Annotated in this window: 19 protein-coding genes; 12 read left to right on the forward strand and 7 right to left on the reverse strand. The window is 58.9% G+C overall.

Going from position 1 to position 18,316, the window contains the following annotated elements; translation table 11 throughout:
• Positions 1–15 precede the first annotated feature (15 nt).
• Positions 16–1,131: an ABC transporter permease gene (locus tag ACQ4N7_RS21040; protein ID WP_430713453.1), complete on the forward strand. Its 1,116-nt coding sequence runs from the start codon at positions 16–18 to the stop codon at positions 1,129–1,131.
• 146 nt (positions 1,132–1,277) lie between these two features.
• Here ACQ4N7_RS21040 and recA read toward each other — a convergent pair whose 3' ends face one another.
• Positions 1,278–2,354, reverse strand: coding sequence for a recombinase RecA (gene recA / locus ACQ4N7_RS21045; RefSeq protein WP_430713454.1), 1,077 nt, complete (start codon positions 2,352–2,354; stop codon positions 1,278–1,280).
• A gap of 219 nt (positions 2,355–2,573) precedes the next feature.
• On the opposite strand from recA, the gene ACQ4N7_RS21050 reads away from it, so the two are divergent.
• Positions 2,574–2,804, forward strand: coding sequence for a hypothetical protein (locus tag ACQ4N7_RS21050; protein WP_430713455.1), 231 nt, complete (start codon positions 2,574–2,576; stop codon positions 2,802–2,804).
• Between the two features lie 181 nt (positions 2,805–2,985).
• Here the strand turns inward: ACQ4N7_RS21050 and ACQ4N7_RS21055 are convergent, their stop codons facing one another.
• From ACQ4N7_RS21055 to ACQ4N7_RS21065, 3 genes are all read right to left on the reverse strand, one after another.
• Positions 2,986–4,446, reverse strand: a complete 1,461-nt coding sequence (locus ACQ4N7_RS21055) for an SGNH/GDSL hydrolase family protein (RefSeq protein WP_430713456.1) — start codon at positions 4,444–4,446, stop codon at positions 2,986–2,988.
• 136 nt (positions 4,447–4,582) lie between these two features.
• Positions 4,583–5,149: a signal peptidase I gene (lepB, locus tag ACQ4N7_RS21060; protein WP_430713457.1), complete on the reverse strand. Its 567-nt coding sequence runs from the start codon at positions 5,147–5,149 to the stop codon at positions 4,583–4,585.
• A 385-nt stretch (positions 5,150–5,534) separates the two neighbouring features.
• Positions 5,535–5,906, reverse strand: a complete 372-nt coding sequence (locus ACQ4N7_RS21065) for a DUF5335 family protein (protein WP_430713458.1) — start codon at positions 5,904–5,906, stop codon at positions 5,535–5,537.
• 280 nt (positions 5,907–6,186) lie between these two features.
• On the opposite strand from ACQ4N7_RS21065, the gene ACQ4N7_RS21070 reads away from it, so the two are divergent.
• From ACQ4N7_RS21070 to ACQ4N7_RS21080, 3 genes are all read left to right on the forward strand, one after another.
• Positions 6,187–6,747, forward strand: a complete 561-nt coding sequence (locus ACQ4N7_RS21070) for a tetratricopeptide repeat protein (protein ID WP_430713459.1) — start codon at positions 6,187–6,189, stop codon at positions 6,745–6,747.
• 183 nt (positions 6,748–6,930) lie between these two features.
• The gene (lgt, locus tag ACQ4N7_RS21075; RefSeq protein WP_430713460.1) at positions 6,931–7,791 is read left to right on the forward strand and encodes a prolipoprotein diacylglyceryl transferase; all 861 of its coding nucleotides are present in this window, start codon (positions 6,931–6,933) and stop codon (positions 7,789–7,791) included.
• A gap of 75 nt (positions 7,792–7,866) precedes the next feature.
• On the forward strand, positions 7,867–8,154 hold the full coding sequence (locus tag ACQ4N7_RS21080; protein ID WP_430713461.1) for a hypothetical protein: 288 nt from the start codon (positions 7,867–7,869) through the stop codon (positions 8,152–8,154).
• Between the two features lie 61 nt (positions 8,155–8,215).
• On the opposite strand, the gene ACQ4N7_RS21085 is transcribed toward ACQ4N7_RS21080, so the two are convergent.
• The 3 genes from ACQ4N7_RS21085 to dinB form a co-directional block, all read right to left on the reverse strand.
• Positions 8,216–8,941, reverse strand: a complete 726-nt coding sequence (locus ACQ4N7_RS21085; RefSeq protein WP_430713462.1) for a TVP38/TMEM64 family protein — start codon at positions 8,939–8,941, stop codon at positions 8,216–8,218.
• A 376-nt stretch (positions 8,942–9,317) separates the two neighbouring features.
• Positions 9,318–9,851: a hypothetical protein gene (locus tag ACQ4N7_RS21090; protein WP_430713463.1), complete on the reverse strand. Its 534-nt coding sequence runs from the start codon at positions 9,849–9,851 to the stop codon at positions 9,318–9,320.
• A 570-nt stretch (positions 9,852–10,421) separates the two neighbouring features.
• A complete protein-coding gene (gene dinB, locus ACQ4N7_RS21095) occupies positions 10,422–11,510 on the reverse strand; it encodes a DNA polymerase IV (RefSeq protein WP_430713464.1) in 1,089 nt (362 codons plus the stop codon).
• 116 nt (positions 11,511–11,626) lie between these two features.
• Here dinB and ACQ4N7_RS21100 point away from each other — a divergent pair, with 116 nt between their 5' ends.
• The 7 genes from ACQ4N7_RS21100 (at position 11,627) to ACQ4N7_RS21130 (ending at position 18,268) form a co-directional block, all read left to right on the forward strand.
• Positions 11,627–12,136: an Hsp20/alpha crystallin family protein gene (locus ACQ4N7_RS21100; RefSeq protein ID WP_430713465.1), complete on the forward strand. Its 510-nt coding sequence runs from the start codon at positions 11,627–11,629 to the stop codon at positions 12,134–12,136.
• Positions 12,137–12,235: 99 nt separating this feature from the next.
• The gene (locus ACQ4N7_RS21105; protein WP_430713466.1) at positions 12,236–12,598 is read left to right on the forward strand and encodes an antibiotic biosynthesis monooxygenase; all 363 of its coding nucleotides are present in this window, start codon (positions 12,236–12,238) and stop codon (positions 12,596–12,598) included.
• Between the two features lie 352 nt (positions 12,599–12,950).
• On the forward strand, positions 12,951–13,640 hold the full coding sequence (locus ACQ4N7_RS21110; protein WP_430713467.1) for a M23 family metallopeptidase: 690 nt from the start codon (positions 12,951–12,953) through the stop codon (positions 13,638–13,640).
• Positions 13,641–13,645: 5 nt separating this feature from the next.
• Entirely contained in the window at positions 13,646–15,805 is a 2,160-nt protein-coding gene (locus ACQ4N7_RS21115) for a pentapeptide repeat-containing protein (RefSeq protein ID WP_430713468.1), read from the forward strand.
• 167 nt (positions 15,806–15,972) lie between these two features.
• On the forward strand, positions 15,973–16,569 hold the full coding sequence (locus ACQ4N7_RS21120; protein WP_430713469.1) for a 5-formyltetrahydrofolate cyclo-ligase: 597 nt from the start codon (positions 15,973–15,975) through the stop codon (positions 16,567–16,569).
• Positions 16,570–16,784: 215 nt separating this feature from the next.
• Positions 16,785–17,414, forward strand: a complete 630-nt coding sequence (locus ACQ4N7_RS21125) for a CatB-related O-acetyltransferase (protein WP_430713470.1) — start codon at positions 16,785–16,787, stop codon at positions 17,412–17,414.
• 293 nt (positions 17,415–17,707) lie between these two features.
• Positions 17,708–18,268: a hypothetical protein gene (locus tag ACQ4N7_RS21130; protein ID WP_430713471.1), complete on the forward strand. Its 561-nt coding sequence runs from the start codon at positions 17,708–17,710 to the stop codon at positions 18,266–18,268.
• Positions 18,269–18,316: the final 48 nt, after the last annotated feature.

Here is an 18,316-nt window from a genome sequence, read left to right on the forward strand (position 1 = left end):
TCACCCTTCCCACCCATGCCCCTCACCAACTCCCGCTTCTGGTCGCTGATGCTGAAAGAAATCCGGCAGATTCTCAAAAACCGCCAGATCATCTTTCTGCTGCTGTTTCCGCCCACGGTGCAGCTTTTGGTGTTTGGGCTGGCGCTCAACCCGGCGGTCGATCATCTCAGCCTGGGCGTGGTTGACTACAGCCATAGCCCCGCCAGTCGCGAGTTTGTGGCCAACCTGGTCGCAAACGATGTGTTTGAGCTGCAGTCGTTTCAGCCCAGCGTGGGGATGCTGGGTCAGCAGGTGCGCCGGGGGCAGATCTCAACGGGCCTGGTGATTCCGCCTGACTTTGGCGATCGCCTCACCGCAGGCCAATCGGTCGATGTGCAGGTGCTGATCGACGGCGTCGATGCCAACACAGCAGGCATTGCCAGCGGCTACATGCAGCAGATGATCAACCGCTACGGGCAAACCCTGGCCCCAGGGCTGCCCACAGACATACCCGTCGAGGTGTCGGCGCAGTTTTTGTATAACCCCGGCCTGCTCAGCAGCTGGTTTTTTGTGCCGGGGGTAATTGGGGTGGTGCTCACCCTGACCGGCTCGCTGGTCTCCTCCACCACGGTCATTCGCGAAAAAGACACGGGCACTCTGGAGCAGCTGCTGATGACCCCCGCCCAGGGCTGGGAAATTTTGGCGGCCAAGATCGCCCCTCTGTTCATAGTGCTGATGGGGGATGTGCTGCTGGCCTCTGCGATCGCCCGCCTGGTGTTTGGCCTACCCTTTCGCGGCAGCTATTTTTTATTTTTGGCCCTGTCGGGGGTGTACGTGGTGGTCTGCATCAGCATCGGTATTTTGCTGGCTACCATTTCGCGCACCCAGCAGCAGGTGGTGCTGACATCGTTCTTCTTTAACGTGCCGCTGATTCAGCTGTCGGGGGCGATCGCCCCGATCGAGAGCATGCCCGCCTTCTTTCGCACCCTGTCGTTTTTCGACCCCCTGCGCCACTACGTCACCATCGCCCGCAGCCTGATCCTAAAAGGCGTTGGCCTGCAGGTGCTGCTGCCCGAGGTGCTAACCCTGGTCGGGTTTGCCGTGCTGCTGCTGGGCATTAGCATCAATCGCTTTCGCGCCCAGCTCAACTAAGGCCAAAAGCAGCTCCCATCAATACAGAAACCCGGTTCCTCAACCCAACTACAGGTCATGCCAGCAGAACAGCAGCGAAGGAACCGGGTTTTTAGCCTACCCGTTGTGCAGGTTGCGATATAGGGCGCTAGCCGCAGGCCAAGCCCTTACTCATCTTCACTCGGGTAGTCCGCGTCCTCCATTTCGACCTCAATATCTTCAGCTTCGGCAACGGCAGCACCAATTTCTAGCTTCTCTCTGACCTGAGCCTCAACCTTCTGGGCAAACTCGGCATCTTCCTGCAGGCGCTGGATTGTATTCTCGCGGCCCTGGCCAATGTTGTCGCCTTCGTAGCTGTACCAGGCCCCTTTGCGCACAATCACGCCGTGCTGCTCGGCCAGATCCACCAGACAGCCCATACTGGAGATACCCTGACCAAAGAGAATATCAAACTCGCCGATGCGGAAGGGGGGGGCGACTTTATTCTTCGCCACCTTGACCTTGGCGCGAATGCCGTACTCTTCGGTGCCCTTCTTCAGGGTTTGAATACGGCGAATATCCAGGCGCACCGAGGCGTAAAACTTGAGCGCGTTGCCCCCGGTCGTCACCTCCGGGTTGCCGTAGGAAATACCAATTTTTTGCCGCAGCTGGTTCAAAAAGACGACCGTACACTGCGACTTGCCGATGCTGCCGGTAATTTTCCGCAGCGCCTGACTCATCAGGCGAGCCTGCAGGCCAACGTGGGCATCGCCCATTTCACCCTCGATTTCGGCGCGAGGCACCAGGGCCGCCACCGAGTCTACCACCACCACATCAATAGCCGACGATCGCACCAGCTGATCGACCACCTCCAGGCCCATCTCACCCGTATCGGGCTGGGAGACCAGCAGCTCTTCGACATTAACCCCCAGGGCGGCAGCATAGATCGGGTCGAGGGCGTGCTCAGCATCGACAAAGGCAGCCACACCGCCCGCCTTTTGCACTTCAGCCACCACGTGCAGGGCTACGGTGGTTTTACCCGAGCTTTCCGGGCCGTAGATTTCGATTACGCGCCCCTTGGGCAAACCGCCCCCCAGGGCCAAATCCAGGGTGAGGGCTCCGGTGGGGATGGTCTCAACTTTCATGCGGGCGGCATCGCCCAGACGCATGATCGAGCCCTTGCCAAAGTTGCGCTCGATCTGGCCCAACACCATGGTCAGCGCCTTCTCTTTCTCACTCTGCTCTTTGCCTTTTTTCGCCGCCATAATTGCCTCGGTACGGTACGACAAGACCCCTGAACCCTGGGACAGTTGTCTTTAGAGAACTAGTATAGTACACTTGCACTTAATAGCAATAGGTAGTTATCCAGACGGCGGGTGTTGCTTGCCGGTCTGGCTACAGCTCACCTGGGCTAGCTATAACTAACGTAGAGTCTCCAACCTAGAGCCTCTAATCTAGAGCCTCCGCTGGGGGGAGTAAAGCCAATGGCAAGCGATACGCTAAATACCCTAATTGCGTTTCCCGAATGGATTGTAGCGGTGACTCAGCGCCGCTCAGCCGGGTTCTTTTGCTGGGTGATTACGCCTGAGCTGTCAGCCCTCACCGACGGCGAGGCCTACTCGACCAGCCAGGCCGCGCTCGCCGCCGGTCGCAGTCTGGTGCAGTGCTCAATTGGCCAGCAAATTGACTTTAGCCGCTGCCGCCTGTACGACTGATTGACCTCAGCTGACCTCCAGTAAAGGCCACCAACCCCTCGCTCCTGCCCTAATGCAGCGTCAAGACTAAAAATTAGGGGTCCTGTAGGTTGGGTGAAACGCAGTGGAACCCAACAGCAGTCAGCCTTGTTGGGTTTTGCTAGCGCGCCACCCAACCTACAATTTTAGGATTGACAGACCACTAAGTCATAAAGCTCAGTAGCGTATCCCAAAGAGCGGCGTTGTGCTCAGCGGCGGTGAGAATGTCGTCCCACAGGGCCGGGGGAGCCTGGAGCAGCGTGTCGTGGATGATGATGTCGGGCCAGTCGAGCCGGAGCGGGTCGGCCCCGGCGACGCCAGCGGTCTGCATCGCCGTTAAAAACTCCTCGGCAATCAAGCCGTAGCCAATGGTGGTGGGATGGATACAGTCGAGGCTGAACAAGCCGCCCTGCAAACGCGTGGCGTTGTGAGTCGTAAACCGCAAAATACTGGGCACTGGCTCCAGGCTGAGCAGCGGATGGTCGGGGCGACCGTTGCGGCGGCAGTACTCAATCAGTGGCAAACCGGGGGCGTCGGTGCTGTTGTTGCGCTTGACGGCCAGGGCGTCTAGCATGGCTCCGGTATCGACAATGGTCCATGCCTGGCCCTGACTGCCGACGACATCGCGAATGATCTGATTAAACGTATCAACCCGCTGATCGATCGCGATTACTTCAGCCTTGGTCAGGTGCCGCCGCTGGGGCGGGTTGCTGGTGTTGTAGGGGCTAGCAAAAAACGAGCCGTAGTACTCAAAGTATTTGCCATCAAACTCTCCTAGCCCCTGGGTAATGGGCGGAATGGTGACGTGGGGGACAGTACCCACAAACACTTTGGTGCTGGGCAAGATAATTTTGGCTACGGTCTCAACCAGGGCGGTAAAGTCGCGCTGAAACAGAGCCGGGTTGGTGAGGTTCCAGTCGCGGCGGGCCTGCGGATCGTTGATCTGCCCCTTTTGCTCCAGCTGCTGCACATCGGCTGCGGTCATGTCTTTGAGGCTGAGGTCAATCACCGTACCCAGGCAGTCGTTAGAGCCCAGCCAGAGAATCAGCGCGTCGAGTTGCTCGTCCCGCTGCACAATCGCCTTGAGATTGTGCAGCTGTGTCCAGGTAGACTTTTGGGCCTGAAAGCTGGGGTTTAGCACCTGCTTGGCGGTGCGATACATGGGGGCCGCCGGCAGGCCAAAAAAGTCGTCTTCGAGCCATCCTTCCTCGCGGTTGATGGCTTTGTCGCAGTAGTCTGAGGAAACCGTCATGCTGTCGATAACCTTAAAGCCCCATACCGCCAGGTTGTGGTAGCACCCGCCGTAGGAAGCCGGTCGAGACCCGGCCCCGCGTTCGTAGAGGTCTTCAACTCGATCGACGTACTGGCTGAGCAGGGTGGGCAGCCGCACTACCCACTCCCAGGAGCTAATCTCCTGGCCCAGAGACTGCTCCATCGATCGCAGCAGGTCTTCAATGTTGACGGGTAAGCCGCTGCCCGCAAAGGATGGAATAGGAAATTCGCTGGGCACTCTCAGGCCCAGGGCCCTGGCCATCAGCGCTGGGTAAGCCAAATCGGTTCGAAAAATAGCACCGCTTTGAAAGCCCTGGGTCAGACTATCGCCGATCGCAACCAGTTTAGCCATCGGGTGCGTCTCCTTAGGTACTGTGCTTTGGGCTGTGTTCAGCGCCTTTGGGGCTAAGCGACAGGGGGGTTGAGCCCAGCGTTGGCCCAGCTGGCCAGCCGTGATTGAACCGGCAGAGCCAGGCCAAAAGCCATCTCTAGTCTAAATCACCCAGTCGGTCGGGGGGCCAAAACCGAAAGACGGCCCGACCAATCAGGTGATCTTTGGGCAAAAAGCCCCAGTAGTGGGAGTCAAAGCTCTTGTTGCGGTTGTCACCCAGCACCAGGTACGAATCGGGAGGAACCGTCACCGGCCCGTACTGATAGTCGGGTTTGGCGGCGATGTAGGGCTCTTGCTGAGCCTCACCGTTGATGTAAAGCTGGCCGGCTTTGACCTCGACCACGTCTCCCGGTAGCGCCACCAGCCGTTTGATAAAGGCGTCTTTTTGGCCCAGGGCGTCGGGGGGCCGAAACACCACAATGTCGCCCCGCTGAGGATTGCCAAAGTCGTAGCTCACTTTATCGATGATCAGGCGATCGTTGATCTCCAGGGTGGGCAGCATCGACTCAGAGGGAATATAGCGAGCCTCGGCCACAAAGGTGCGCAGGCCAAAGGCTAGCAGTACGCTGAGACCAAGAGTTTCAACGGTTTCACGCAAAACTCCCTTAACTTTGGTAGCCGGAAGGTTCTCAGGGTCGGAGGGGCGGCTATTGGCGTTGTGCATGGGCGGATGGCAAATGGGTAGGGATATAGAACAACGGTCAAAAGACCAGGATAAGAGGCGATCGCCTGCCTGATTTTACCGAGATCTTAGGCTGATGAATCCTATGGTAGCGCTGGGTTTTGTGCCAGCGCGTCAAGAGGCTGCCCCCAAAGTGATTTTTTGTAGTTTTTAATACATAGTCCATGTCTTCTACATAAAGCCAGATTGAGAAACCCCTGGCTCAAACAGCGCTAGCGCCAGAGGTTGTCGTCAATGATAATTGCTGATGGGCTAAGGATTGTAGCCACAATTGCAGACGCAACTGAGGCCCGCCCTAGCTTGTCTTTTGGGTCGGGCGTGACAAGGCTCGATATACCAAGCTTTTGGCCACAATTGATGCCACGCCCTAGGATTGAAAGCTGATCTTGCTCTGGGCCTGGTCTCGATTGGTGATGGTGCAGGACAGCACAACGCCATCTTCATCGGTGACGATGCTGACCGCCTGGGGGCACACAACGCGGTGGGCGTAGGTGGCTTCGCCCAGGCCCTGGGGACGGCCTACGGTGACAACCAGGTCGCTGCCGCAGTCGGGGCGATCGTAGGTGATGGCATAGAGGGGGGTGTGGCGCAGCACTTCAAAATCTCCCAGCTGGTCATCTAGCTGCTTGAGCGTAATCAACCGGCCCCGGTTTTCGTCAGTGAGCCGATCAAAAAATTCCGACCACACCGCTGGGGGAATGTCGAGCTGATAGCGCTTGTAGGACAGGCCCAGTTGCATGTTTCACCTCCTCACAATTAAATAGCCTGAGTATTGAGACTCATAGGAGCCGCAATTGAGCCTCAGCTTAAGGATGAGCTATGTCATTGATATGGCGATGCTGTGACGACGAGATGTTCTTACCGCTGGCGCGCCCGGAAAGGCCTTTGGGGCCTGGGGTGAATCGGAGCTGCAATAACTCCGCCATACCGTCGATATAGCGCTGACACAGGATCGCCATACGGGCTAACTACCGTTGGCTACCAAATCGATCGCTTCCTCTCACACAAAGGATGGACCTATGGAAACCTGTGTGCGCAATCGCCAGATTTTACCCACTGGCCCTCGCCCCACGGCGCTGGCCCCAAGTCAGCCGACTGACGACTTTGAACGCCTGCGCTACGGCGAAATGGGCAAGCTGTATCTGGAGCAGGGCTGCTACCAGGAGGCCCTGGCCCAGTTTGAGCAGGCCCTGGCCCTTGACCCCCACCAGGCCGAAGGCTGGTGCAGTCGGGCCGACGCCCTCAGCTGCCTGGGTCGCTACGAAGAGGCCCTGCAAAGTGTAGAGCAGGCCCAGGCCCTGGCCGGGTTGGCCAATGCCCGCCTGTGGGTGCAGAAGGCGGTGCTGCTGATTTTGCTCAACCAGCCCAGGCTGGCGCTGACCTGCTGCAATCAGGCTCTCTGGCGATCGCCCAGCCACACCCAGGCCTGGCTGTTTCGCGGGGTAGCTCTGCACGGGTTAGGAAAATTTCGGGCCGCCTATCGCAGCTATCAGCGGGTGCTGCACCCGGCCTCGCCCGCCGTTGCCAACTCAATTCGCAGGCTGTGCCACGACCTGGCGCTAGATCAGCAGGCCAGCTAAGGAACTGAATTCAGGATGGGTCTGCATCAGGCGGCGGTTTTGTGGGGGCGTTTAGAGGCTTAGCACCGCCAAAACAGCCGCGCTGCCCGGCCAGAAGGGTAGCTCAGCACCCTACACTGAACCTAGCGCCGCTGTTTTGCCAACCGCTAGCAGTCGGGTCTGTCCTGTTTCTACATTTCGTTAATGATGCATGCAATCGCCAGTGCGGCTGGGTTTGGCCCCCTCGGGCAGCTGGCTTCCCCAGGGCCAATCGCCTTTCAGCTGGGTCCTATTACCATTCGCTGGTATGGGCTACTGATTACGACCGGGCTGCTGCTGGGCATTAACCTGGCCCAGCGGTTGGGCCAGCGGCGCGGCCTAGACCCAGAGCGAATTGGCGATCTGGCGATCTGGCTGGTGCTGGGGGCGCTACCAGGGGCGCGGCTCTACTACGTGCTGTTTGAGTGGCCGCGCTATGCCGATCGCCCCCTCTCGGCCCTGGCGATTTGGCAGGGGGGCATTGCCATTCACGGGGCTATTTTGGGGGGCGCGATCGCGGCTCTGCTGTTTGCCCGCCGCTACAAACTCTCGTTCTGGCAGCTGGCCGACGTGGTGGCCCCGGCCCTGGTGCTGGGGCAGGCGATCGGCCGCTGGGGCAATTTCTTCAACTCTGAAGCCTTTGGTAGCCCCACATCGCTGCCCTGGCGAGTCTACATTCCCCCCATTCAGCGCCCGCCGGGGCTGGGCAATGTCGCCTACTATCACCCCACCTTTCTCTACGAATCGCTGTGGAATTTGGGGGTGCTGGGTCTGGTGCTGTGGCTATTTTTCTGGGGCCTGCGCCACCCTGGGCGGCTGAAGACCGGCACCATCTTTTTGGTCTACTTCGCCACCTACAGCCTGGGCCGCTTTTGGATCGAGGGCCTGCGCCTCGACAGCCTGATGCTGGGGCCGTTAAAAATCGCTCAGGTCGTCAGTCTGACCGGTATTGCCCTGGGCATGGTGGGGCTGCTGTGGCTGTATCGGCTCAAGCGCCCCCTGCCCGATGTGGTAAGAGCCGAGTAGTTGTGGGCTAAATAGGGCGAGCACGGCCCAAGGGTCAGTGCAGCGCTGTTATCAGCCCAAAGCGGAGGCACAAGCATGTCCTGGCCAGTCGTTCTCAACGGCATTGTGTGTGTGGTGGGGGCCTTGCTTGGGGTGCCTTTTGCCGGGGGCAGCATCATTAGCATCGCCAATATGACGGTGCCCTGGCGGGGGATGCTGGTAGTTGCCGCGCTGCTGGTGCCCGCTATGTTTGTCATTTCGGCCCTTGGCACCGCCCTGGCCTACGGGCGCACCGCCCCACCGATTGTCGTCGGCTTCATCGCGCTGCCGTGGCTCTACGGGTTGGGCTTCGTTCTGCTCATGCTGGTGTCGTTTGATGGGTAGTCAAGCGCTACCGGGTGCACCAGTCTCTTAACCGGGCCAGGGCCGATGGCAAAATCGAGCCCTAGAGTCGTCCGGAAGGATTGGGTTCTTGGCTGGGCGTTTCTGCGGGGCAGGGAGGAATTAGCGCTTTGCGAACCAGCCGGGTGATATAGAGAGCCGCCCCCAGCGCCATCACCAGGCCAACCCCCTGAATCGCTACTTTTTGTACGGTAATTTCGCTGCTGAGCAGGTAAGTGCCAAACGACCCCATGTAGGTGTAGAGGGCAATCACGGGCAGCATGCCAACCCACGAGAAAAAAACATACTGCCAGAAGTTGACCTTCGTGCAGCTAAAGCCGTAGTTCAAGATATTCGACGGCACCAGCGGCGAAAGGCGAGTCAGCAGCAGCACTTTCCAGCCCTTGTGCTCAACCGCCTGGTCAATACGAGCAAACTGCGGACGTTTTTGCACCCAGCGGCTAATGCGATCGCGGGCAAACGTGCGCCCAACTAAAAAGCAGCCTACTGCACCCAATATGTCAGCAATCGAAGCGACCACGGTACCCTTGAGCAGCCCAAACAAAGACCCGGCCACCAAGATTAAAAGAATGTTGGGCAGCCCTAGAACCGTGGCAACAAAATACACCAGAATAAAGGCGGGAATTGCCCAAAACCCCAGCGCTGCCAGCTTTTGATTGACTACAACGAACCATTCAGCCAGCGGCAGCTGACTAGCAATCAAGCTGATTACAGCTCCGACCAAAATCAGTAGCCAAAACCGGCGACTACGCAGCCAGCCAAATGTCATAATCGTTTACACAAGATTAGTCTTTAGCTAACCAGTTAAATCGTGAAACTCCCTCTCTCTTAGTAGTGAAGGTCATTCACGCTGGGGATAGGGCTTGCACCTACGCTAGCAGCAAGCAACCGACTTATAGCCGTCGCCTCAACGGTTAGGACGTTTTCGTAGGTAGCCTATGGGCGATGGCTATACGCCAGTTCGCTATCCCAGGCTTGGCTACAGGCGATCAGCATTGTCCTAAGCGAACTGGCCAGCGCTATATCTTCTAGCAGACCAACGCTATGGTTCACAGGTTTGCTCTAATGTTTGCCGCGATCGACAGCGCCCCCGGTCAGGCTGATCGGGGGCGCTGTCGATCGCGGCGATTAAAACCGGGGCCTAATCAGGCGTCTTTAGTCCGGCTAAAGTCACCGTAAAACAGGCTCAGCAAAAGGCCACAGCCCAGCAGTTTGACCGCTTCGAGGCCAAAGTACAGACCGTGCATCTGGTCCATGGCGGGCGGTATGGCGGTGCTGGTCGCAAAGGGGTCTAGGGATGCGCCCAGCGCGCCCATAGCCGGGGCGATCGCATAGGTCAGCACCAGGGTAATGCCCAGCAGCACCACGGCAATTTCGGTCGCCCACCGGCTGCGAAAGCCGCTGGCAATCACATCCTGCTCGCGGCGGGCCTGGCGAGCTACCAGCAGCCCAGTGAGAATGACGCTCACGCACAGCAACTCCAGGCGGTTAAACACCCAAAACATGGCGTAGCCCGTGGGGCCAAAATCGGGCTGGTTCATCATGCCGCCCACAAACAGGCCGGGCATAATGACAAAATCCATCAGCAGGCTGCTGCTGAACCAAAACATAAGCGCAAACAAGACCGCCCCGACCCAGCGATTGGGCCTGGCGGCAGTGGGGTGAGAAAGCGTATTCATCGATGTAGGCCTTGTGAATTATGAGTGGCAAAATGCCGATTTAGAACTCTGTTGTTTAGCGAGAGTTCCTGATTTATCAATAATTTCAGCCTAGCGAACTTTACTAGCGGCAGATGTGAACTATTCTTTCGGCGGCGCTATTTCAGCTGTCGTTTTACATTGCCACACAAAGGCAAAACCATTGCGGCATGAAGATTTAGGGCGATCGCAGCGGTTAACCAATCACCCCAGACGATAAAAAACGTAATCTCCTGTTACAGGCAGCAATGCTTTGCAAGCTAGCTTTTATAGCCGTCGCTACAACAGTTAGAACGTTTTCGTAGGTCGCCTGTGGGCGATGGCTATACGTCAGTTCGCTGTCCCAGGCTGGGCTACAGGCGGTCAGCAATGTCCTGAGCGAACTGGCCAGCGCTATAAGCGGCTCGGTGCATCAGTTCGCGCCTACGCCAGGTAGAAAATAATCAGGCCAGTTTGAAGGTTTTGCCGCAAAAGGGGCAAGCTCCAGGCTGTATTTCTCTGATTCTTTATTTACAAAAGGTCACTACCAGAGCGTCAACAATGGGCCGATGGCTAAACCTTTAGCGAAAGCTGAACGTAGTCGGGTTCTCCAACCGGTGTCAAATTGGAGAGGGTAATGCCCAGCAGACGCACGGGCTGGCGGCGCTGGCCCGCCGGGGCTGGTCCATTGCAGTGGGTCAACAGCATATCTTTAGCCCAGGGCAGAAGGGGCGATTCGGGGCCGATGGCCTCAGCAAACGTGCGGCTGCGGGTAATCTGCCGGTAGTCGGCGTACTTGACCTTGAGGGTCAGGGTGTGGCCGCGGCGGTGCTGCTCCCGCAGGCGGCGGGTCACGTCGTTGGCCACCTGCTCTAGGGCCTCGACCATGGCGGCCATGGTGGTCAGGTCGGGCGAAAACGATCGCTCGGCTCCGATCGATTTGCGAATGCGGTTGGGGTTCACAGGGCGATCGTCTTCGCCCTGGGCCACGCGGTAGTAAAAGCGCCCGGCTTTGCCAAAGTGCTGCACCAGGTCGGCCTCGGCCCAGGGCTGCAGGTCGGCCCCGGTGGCAATGCCCAGGGCGTGCATTTTGCGAGCGGTGACCTGACCAATACCGTGAAACTTTTCGATCGGCAGGGCGGCGACAAAGGCGGCGGCCTGCTCCGGCAAGATCAGGGTCAGACCGTCGGGTTTGTTTTGGCCGCTGGCCATTTTGGCCAAAAACTTATTGACCGACACGCCAGCGGAGGCGGTGAGGCGGGTGGTGGCAAGAATGTCGGCCTTGATGCGGCGGGCGATCGCCAGGGCCGAAGGTTCCCCCAGCGCGTTGACCGTTACATCCAGGTAGGCCTCATCGAGCGACAGCGGCTCGACCAGGTCGGTGTAGCGATGAAAAATAGCGCGAATTTGCTGCGAGACCTCTTTGTAGACCTCAAAGCGAGGGCGGGCAAAGATCAGCTCTGGGCAGCGCTGCACCGCTAGCCGAGACGGCATCGCCGAGTGAATGCCGTACCGCCGGGCCTCGTAGCTGGCAGCGGCAACGGCTCCCCGCTGCTCGGGCCGACCGCCCACCACCAGTGGTTTGCCCCGGTATGCGGGAAAATCTCGCTGCTCCACGGAGGCGTAGAACGCGTCCATATCGATGTGGAGAATTTTTCTCATAGCGGCGGGTGGAGGCTAATGGCGGTTATACCCCACTGCAGCAGGGGGCTTTCCCGACCTGTGGAATGGCGGGTTGACCACGATGATCATAAGTATAGAAAGCAGGGAGTTAGGCTATGGTTACCTGGCAATCATCGTCGCGGCAGTCGTCGTTTCAGTCGCCCATTTGGGGTTTAGGCGCGGCCCAGGCTCAGATGGATGCGATCGCCGCCGCCCTGATGCCGCTAGGGGTTTCACCCTCGGGCCGCGTGCAGGTGCCCTCCTTTGAGATTGAAACCACCGCCGATACACTGGTGGTCACCGCCTTTTTGCCGGGGGTAGAGCCGCAGGCGGTGCAGGTGCGGGCTACGCCCACATCGCTCACCTTTTCGGGCCAGCGGCAGTCGGGCTACCGCACCTCCCTGCTGCAAAACCTTGGCATCAACTACTTTCAGCAGACGGTGCCCCTACCCGAGCGCGTGATCGATCGCCAGGTGCAGGTGGCTTACCGGCAGGGGGCCATTGTGGTCACGCTGCTTAGAAATCGAGGCTGGGGCCAGCGGTTGGCCAGGGGCTGGCAGCGCCTGCGGCACTCGCTGGGGCAATCTCTCAAGGCGCTGGGTCAGCGTCTGTTAGAAGATCGGTAACAGAATCTAAAGCCTAGGTAAGAAAAAGTGTCGGTTGTCACCATCTGATCGACACTTAACGTACGACAGTTACGATCAGATCTAGGACGACTTCTGTTTATGAGTGACTTTGACGATTTTTTGCGCCACAAGTACGCCTACGTGGCCATTGGCGAGTTTAAACCCGGCTGTTTTAGCGAGGCCCGCCAGCTCTACGAAAAGGCGGTCTCGACCTACACCGAAGGCTTTAAAGGCGCGTACCTGCTGCAAGAACCGGGTAGCGATCGCGGCATTGCCATCATTCTCTGGGACAGCATCGAGAACATGGACGGCCACCAGGATGCGGTTTACCAACAGACCCTGGGCAAAATTGCCCACCTGTTTGAGACTCCGCCAGTCACCGCCTTCTACGAAGTGTGCAGCGAAATTGGGCTGCCCCAGATTTTAGCCAGCGCCACCGCTGCCGCCCAGGCAGGCCGTTAACTGTTAACTAATTAACCGATCGACCAACGTTGACGAGCGCCAGCGCCTAACTCGCGGCCTCGATCACTGCCCAGTATAAGTAAGCTGCCTGGACGACCTTTTGACCCAGGCCGCATGGGCACATGGTTTTCTGTTTTATCTAGACCGGCGTGAATGCTGGGTTACTGCCTCTAGCTAAGTAAATAGGAGCGCTAAAGCCATTCAGCCGTATTTACGGCTGAATGGCTGGCTTTATAGCCGTTTGTTAGCTTTGATGTTTAAATGCAAAGCCTGCAAAAAAGTCGCTCCAGTTTCTAAAACTGGGATAAGCTAATTGGCGATGTTCGCTGCTCCTACGATCGCCATTTGAACCATGATCGGTCGACTCCGCACTCTGCCACGGCTGTCTTTTGCTGCTCTGCTCAAACCCCGCTGGGTGAAGACAACAGCCTCCTCTTTAACTAAACGAATCAAGACTCTGCCTCGACCTCAGGCCCTGCTGGGGCTGGGCCTATCGACGGCAATCGCGGTGGCGGTATTCATGCCCCGCGCGACGCCCCCAGCCAGCGCCCAACAGCTCACCGCCGCGCTGTGGACAAGGGCCTCCTTCCCGGTCGAAAATTTTCAAACCTATACCTCCCCCTTTGGCTACCGCAGTGACCCCTACAGCGGTAGCTCTCGTTTTCATTACGGGTTAGATTTAGCCGCCCCCAACGGCAGCTACATTCGCAACTGGTGGGCCGGAGAAGTGCTCTGGGTCGAAGGTGACGGGGCCTGCGGCACCTCCATTGCCATTAAGTCGGGCGAATGGACCCACATCTACTGCCACATGCAGGGCCATGTGGAGGGCAGTGGCCAGGGCAAAACCATGGTCGATCGCGACGGTGGCATTCAGCTCAGAGCAGGCCAGTCTCTGCCCGCCGGAGCCCGCATTGGGCGGGTGGGTATGACGGGTCGCACCACCGGGCCACACCTGCACTGGGGCCTGAAATATCAAGATAACTGGGTTGACCCAGCCCTGGTGTTGCAGGCCATGTATGTTGGCCAGCAGGCAGCGCTGTAGGCGCGGTGCCCGACTGGTGGCGGCGGTGGATAGCCTGGCTCAGCCTGCTGGTGGTGCTCGTGGTGGTAACCGCGATCGCCTGGCCTACCACCGCCCTGGCCGTTGACAGTCACCCTGCCCTCACGCTCGACGGCCTGCGCCAGCGACTGGCTGCCCCAGTGCAGCGGGAGGGCAGAGCCGCCATTGACCTGCGCTATTACACCATTGACCTGCGCCCCGACAGCCCACTGACCGATAGTTTTTATCGGCTGCTCAGCAACAGTCTGCAAAAGCCAGCCACAGCTCCCGCCCTGGACCTCAGCTATGCCGTTGTGCAGGGTGATTTAGACCTGCAGCGGCTGGGCCAGCGCGAACCCCTCTACGGCGATACACTCTCGTCGTTGCTGAGTGAGGCGGGCCAGGCCCAGCTCAAGCGCGATCGCCAGCGACTGCTGCAGCTCAGTCGGCTGTCGCAATCCCTGCTAATTCAGGGGCAGGGCAGCAGTCAGCAAATTTATTTGTTCAAAGCGCCGCTGGTGGCGGTGCAAACTCGCTTTGATGGTCAGGTGTTGGGGGGCGACACCTTCTTTTTGGGCCGCGTCTTGGCCAGTGGGGCCGTGTTTGAGCAGGGGCTACTGCTGTCGGGGGCGCGCTTTAACCGGGGGGTAAACCTGTCGGGGGCCGACTTTCGCCGGGGGGTACAGGCCAAAGGCAGCCTATTTTTTGCAGCCGCCCGCTTTGACCAGAGTCAATTTCGGGCCGGGGCCAACTTTCAGGGGGCCGAGTTTAAAGCCGACGCCAACTTTAGCCGGGCCGTGCTGGCGGGCGACCTCAACTTTAGCCGCGTGCAGTGGCAGGGAGTGGCCGATTTTGCCCGCACGTTCTGGCTGGGGTCGGCCTTTTTTGTGCGCAGCTACTTTGCCAAGGCGCTGTTTTTTACCGAGGCCCGCTTTGACGCGCCGCTGGTGCTGCGCCAGGCCCGCTTTGGCGAGCCGATTAACCTGCGCAACGCCATGCTGGGCAGCGAGGTCGATCTGGGCGACGCCCTGTTTCCCCCTGCCGCCTACCTGAACGTAGCGGGGCTGGAGTTTAGCCTGGAGCAAACCCAGATTTTGGGCACCCCCGGCAAAATTGGCCGGGTGTTTTCGGTGCCCCAGCTGGCGGGCAACGAAACCCTGCTGCGCAACCTGGAGCGCAACTTTCGCCGCCTGGAGCAAATTAGCGATGCCAACTACATCGCCTATACCGCCGAGCGCCTGCGCCTCAGGGCCTGGCAGCAGCGGCTGTTGGGCACCAACATCAACACCGCCTCGGTGGCGGCTCTGGTGCGGGCAGGTTTTACCGAAGCCCAGGCGGCGGCGGTGGTAGAGCAGCGGCAAAACCAGACCTTTATTGGTACTGAGGGGGTGCTGAGCGTGGCGGGGGTTGACCTGGCGGCGTATTTGAAAGTGCGCGATCGCATCTTTGCCCGCGACTCGTTTCCCATTACCCAGCGGCTGGCGCTGGGGCTGCGCTGGCTGTGGCTGGGGGGGCTGGTAGTGCTGAGCCGCTACGGCACCAGCTTTGGCCTCACCTTTGGGCTGGGGCTGGTGGCAATACCGACCTTTGCGCTGATGTTTTGGTTCGTCGATCGCTACCGTCGCCGCCGCGCTCCTGCCGTTTTGCCGCCGCTGGTCGAAGGGCTGTGGCTGGTGGGGGGCTGTAGCCTGCTGCTGGGGCTGGGGCTAAACGCTCTGCTGCGTGCCGCCGACTACCCGCGGCTCACCCTGGGGTTTTTGTTTGTGCTGCTGGTGCCCGTACCGGCGGTGCTGATTGGTCTGCTGCTCAAGCGGGGGCGCTACCATGACCTGATGCATGAAAGCTACTTTGTCGAAGACGGCAGCCTGCGGCAGCTCAGGCTGCTAATTGCGAGGCTGCCGGTGATCCCGAAGTTTCCGTTTTTTCGCGATCGCTACACCTACCTGCTGCTCGATCGCCAGTGGAACTGGCTCAACTACCTCGACTTTAGCCTTAACAACTGGCTTAAATTTGGCTTTAATGACATTCGGTTACGAGACGAGCATGTACCGGGCCTCGTAACCGCGCTCGTGTGGTATCAATGGGGGTTGGGTCTGCTCTACACAGCACTGCTCCTGTGGACGCTCTCGCGTACCATTCCAGGCTTAAATCTCCTGATTTACTTCTAGGGGCTGTCATCACAATGTCTACTAACTGCCCAAGGATAACGTGTTGAAGCCCCTAGCCTATGTATGGGGTCGGGCGTGACAACGCTGATTTCTCAAGATTTTGGGCCAGAATTGATGACACGCCCTAGCGTCGCTGTTGGCTATCCATCGACCGTTTACTTCCCAACGTGATTCAATCCTCTTCCTCAGAGCTCAACCATCAGGTCAAATCCGATCTACGCCGCCGCCTGATCAGCGCCCGTCAGAGCATTCCCCCCCAGGTGTGGCGACAAAAAAGCGATCGCATCTGCGCCCACCTGCTCAACTGGAGCTACTTTCGCCAGTGCCGGGTAATCCTGGCCTATACCAGCTTTCGCCAGGAGCCCGACCTCAGCCCCCTGACGGCCCACCACCAGCACTGGGGTCTGCCCCGCTGCGTCGAAAAAAGCCAGCTAAACTGGCACTACTGGTCAACTCAAAACACCTGGCCCCTGCACAAGGGGGCCTACGGCATTGTCGAACCCCACCCCAGATCGCCCCAGGTTGACCTGTCTCTAGTCGATCTCATCCTGGTTCCCGCTGTCGCCTGCGACGTGCGCGGCTACCGCCTCGGCTACGGCGGCGGCTACTACGATCGCCTGCTCAGCCAGCCCCCCTGGCAGAGCATTCCCACCGTTGGCATTGTGTTTGAGTACGCCCGCCTGCCCAGCCTGCCCAAGGATGTGTGGGACAAACCCCTGGCTGGCGTCTGCTCTGAGAGCGGCCTGTTTTTGGGCGAAAAGTAGCGCCCTTTCTCCCAGCGGGAGACGCTAGCGCGTTGGCGAAGCCTGTCCACAGGACCAACGACTGCGCTCCCTTCGACTTCGCTCCCTTCGACTCCGCTCAGGGACCGCCCCTCTCACTTCCCCTTCACTACCTACCTCACCCTTCGACTCCGCTCAGGGACCGGCCCGTCACCTCACCCCCTCATCCCCTCACCCCCTCACCTCCCTCACCCTCTATGCCCCACGGACCCAGCCCCACCACCCGCTACCCCATCCCTGGCGTCACCCGCACGGCGTTTCTCAACACCCTCGTCACCAACCCCAACATCGTCGTCGGCGACTACACCTACTACGACGATTTTGAGCATCCTGAAAACTTTGAGCGCAATGTGCTCTACCACTTCGACTTCATTGGCGACAAGCTGATCATCGGCAAGTTTTGCTCGATTGCCTCCGATGTCAAGTTCATCATGAACGGCGGCAACCACCGCACCGACTGGTTTACCAATTACCCCTTTCCCGTGTTTGGCCAGGGTTGGGAGTCGGTCATGCCCAGCGAATGGCCCTACAAAGGCGACACCGCGATCGGCAACGATGTCTGGATTGGCTATGGCGCGACGCTCATGCCCGGCGTGCAGGTGGGCGACGGAGCCATTATCGCCGCCCAATCTGTGGTGACCAAAGCTGTGCCCGCCTATGCGATCGTTGGCGGCAACCCCGCCCAAGTCATTCGCTACCGCTTCGACGAGGCCACCATTGAGGCCCTGCTGGCCATTCAGTGGTGGCACTGGGATATTGAGAAAATTACTCGCCACCTGCCTGCCATTTGTGGGTCTGACCTTCAGGCGCTGCAAGCCGCCGCCTGAGGCATCAAGTATGGACAGCCAGGATGCTATCCCACCAGACTTCAACCCAATATCCCTGAGATTGAGCAGCCATTCTTTGATGGAATGGGCCGCTCAGGACTGAATTTGGGCGCGGCTGCCCCCGTTACCAGATCAAACCGTTCGCCTCTAGCACGCTCAAAAAACCAAGCCTGATTCACCAGGACTTCGCTGCGGTTTCAATCGGTCTACACAGTCGTTATCAGCCCTTTTGAACGTTCTGAACCCAAAAATCTGCGTTATTCTTTGGTCAAAACCTCCTGGTGGCTGAAAGTATGAAACGGCGCGGTACAGTTTACGGTTTCATTGTGGCCCTTGGGGCGGTGCTGCTGTTGGCCGTGCCGCTGGGGCTGCGGTCTTCCGCCCAGCAGGCTCCACCCCTGCGCGATCTGGTGCGCGAGTACGAGGTTGTGACCATGCCAACAGCGACCGCCTACTCGGTCTATACCAGTAACACCACCACTCCCCACCAGGTGTGGTATCGCATCTACGGTGGCAACGCGCTATTTCGCCAGCGGATGCGGGTGTACCAGGAAAATGCTGCCCCCCGGCCCATCAACCAGCTGCCCCCCGAGTCGCAGCTGCGGCGCGAAGTGACCAACAATGACCCCACCCGCTGGTACTCGTTTCCGCCGGAGGCAGGCCTGTTTACCTACTATTTTGATGGCGATAACCGCCTCAACGCCCGCAGCCCCTGGCGCGATGCTTTTGGCGTTAGGGTTAAGCGCACTCGCTACGCCAACGGCAACCGCTACGATGTTGCCTTTGAGGATCAAGACTCCCTCGACGATTTTAATGACCTCAAGCTAGAAGTCGTAATTATTCAACCGGCTTAGGAATGTTCCTGTTAGAAGCTTATTTGAGGGCTCACCGCGATCGCTCTG

This window comes from Nodosilinea sp. AN01ver1 (assembly GCF_050565655.1).
GTDB lineage: Bacteria > Cyanobacteriota > Cyanobacteriia > Phormidesmidales > Phormidesmidaceae > Nodosilinea.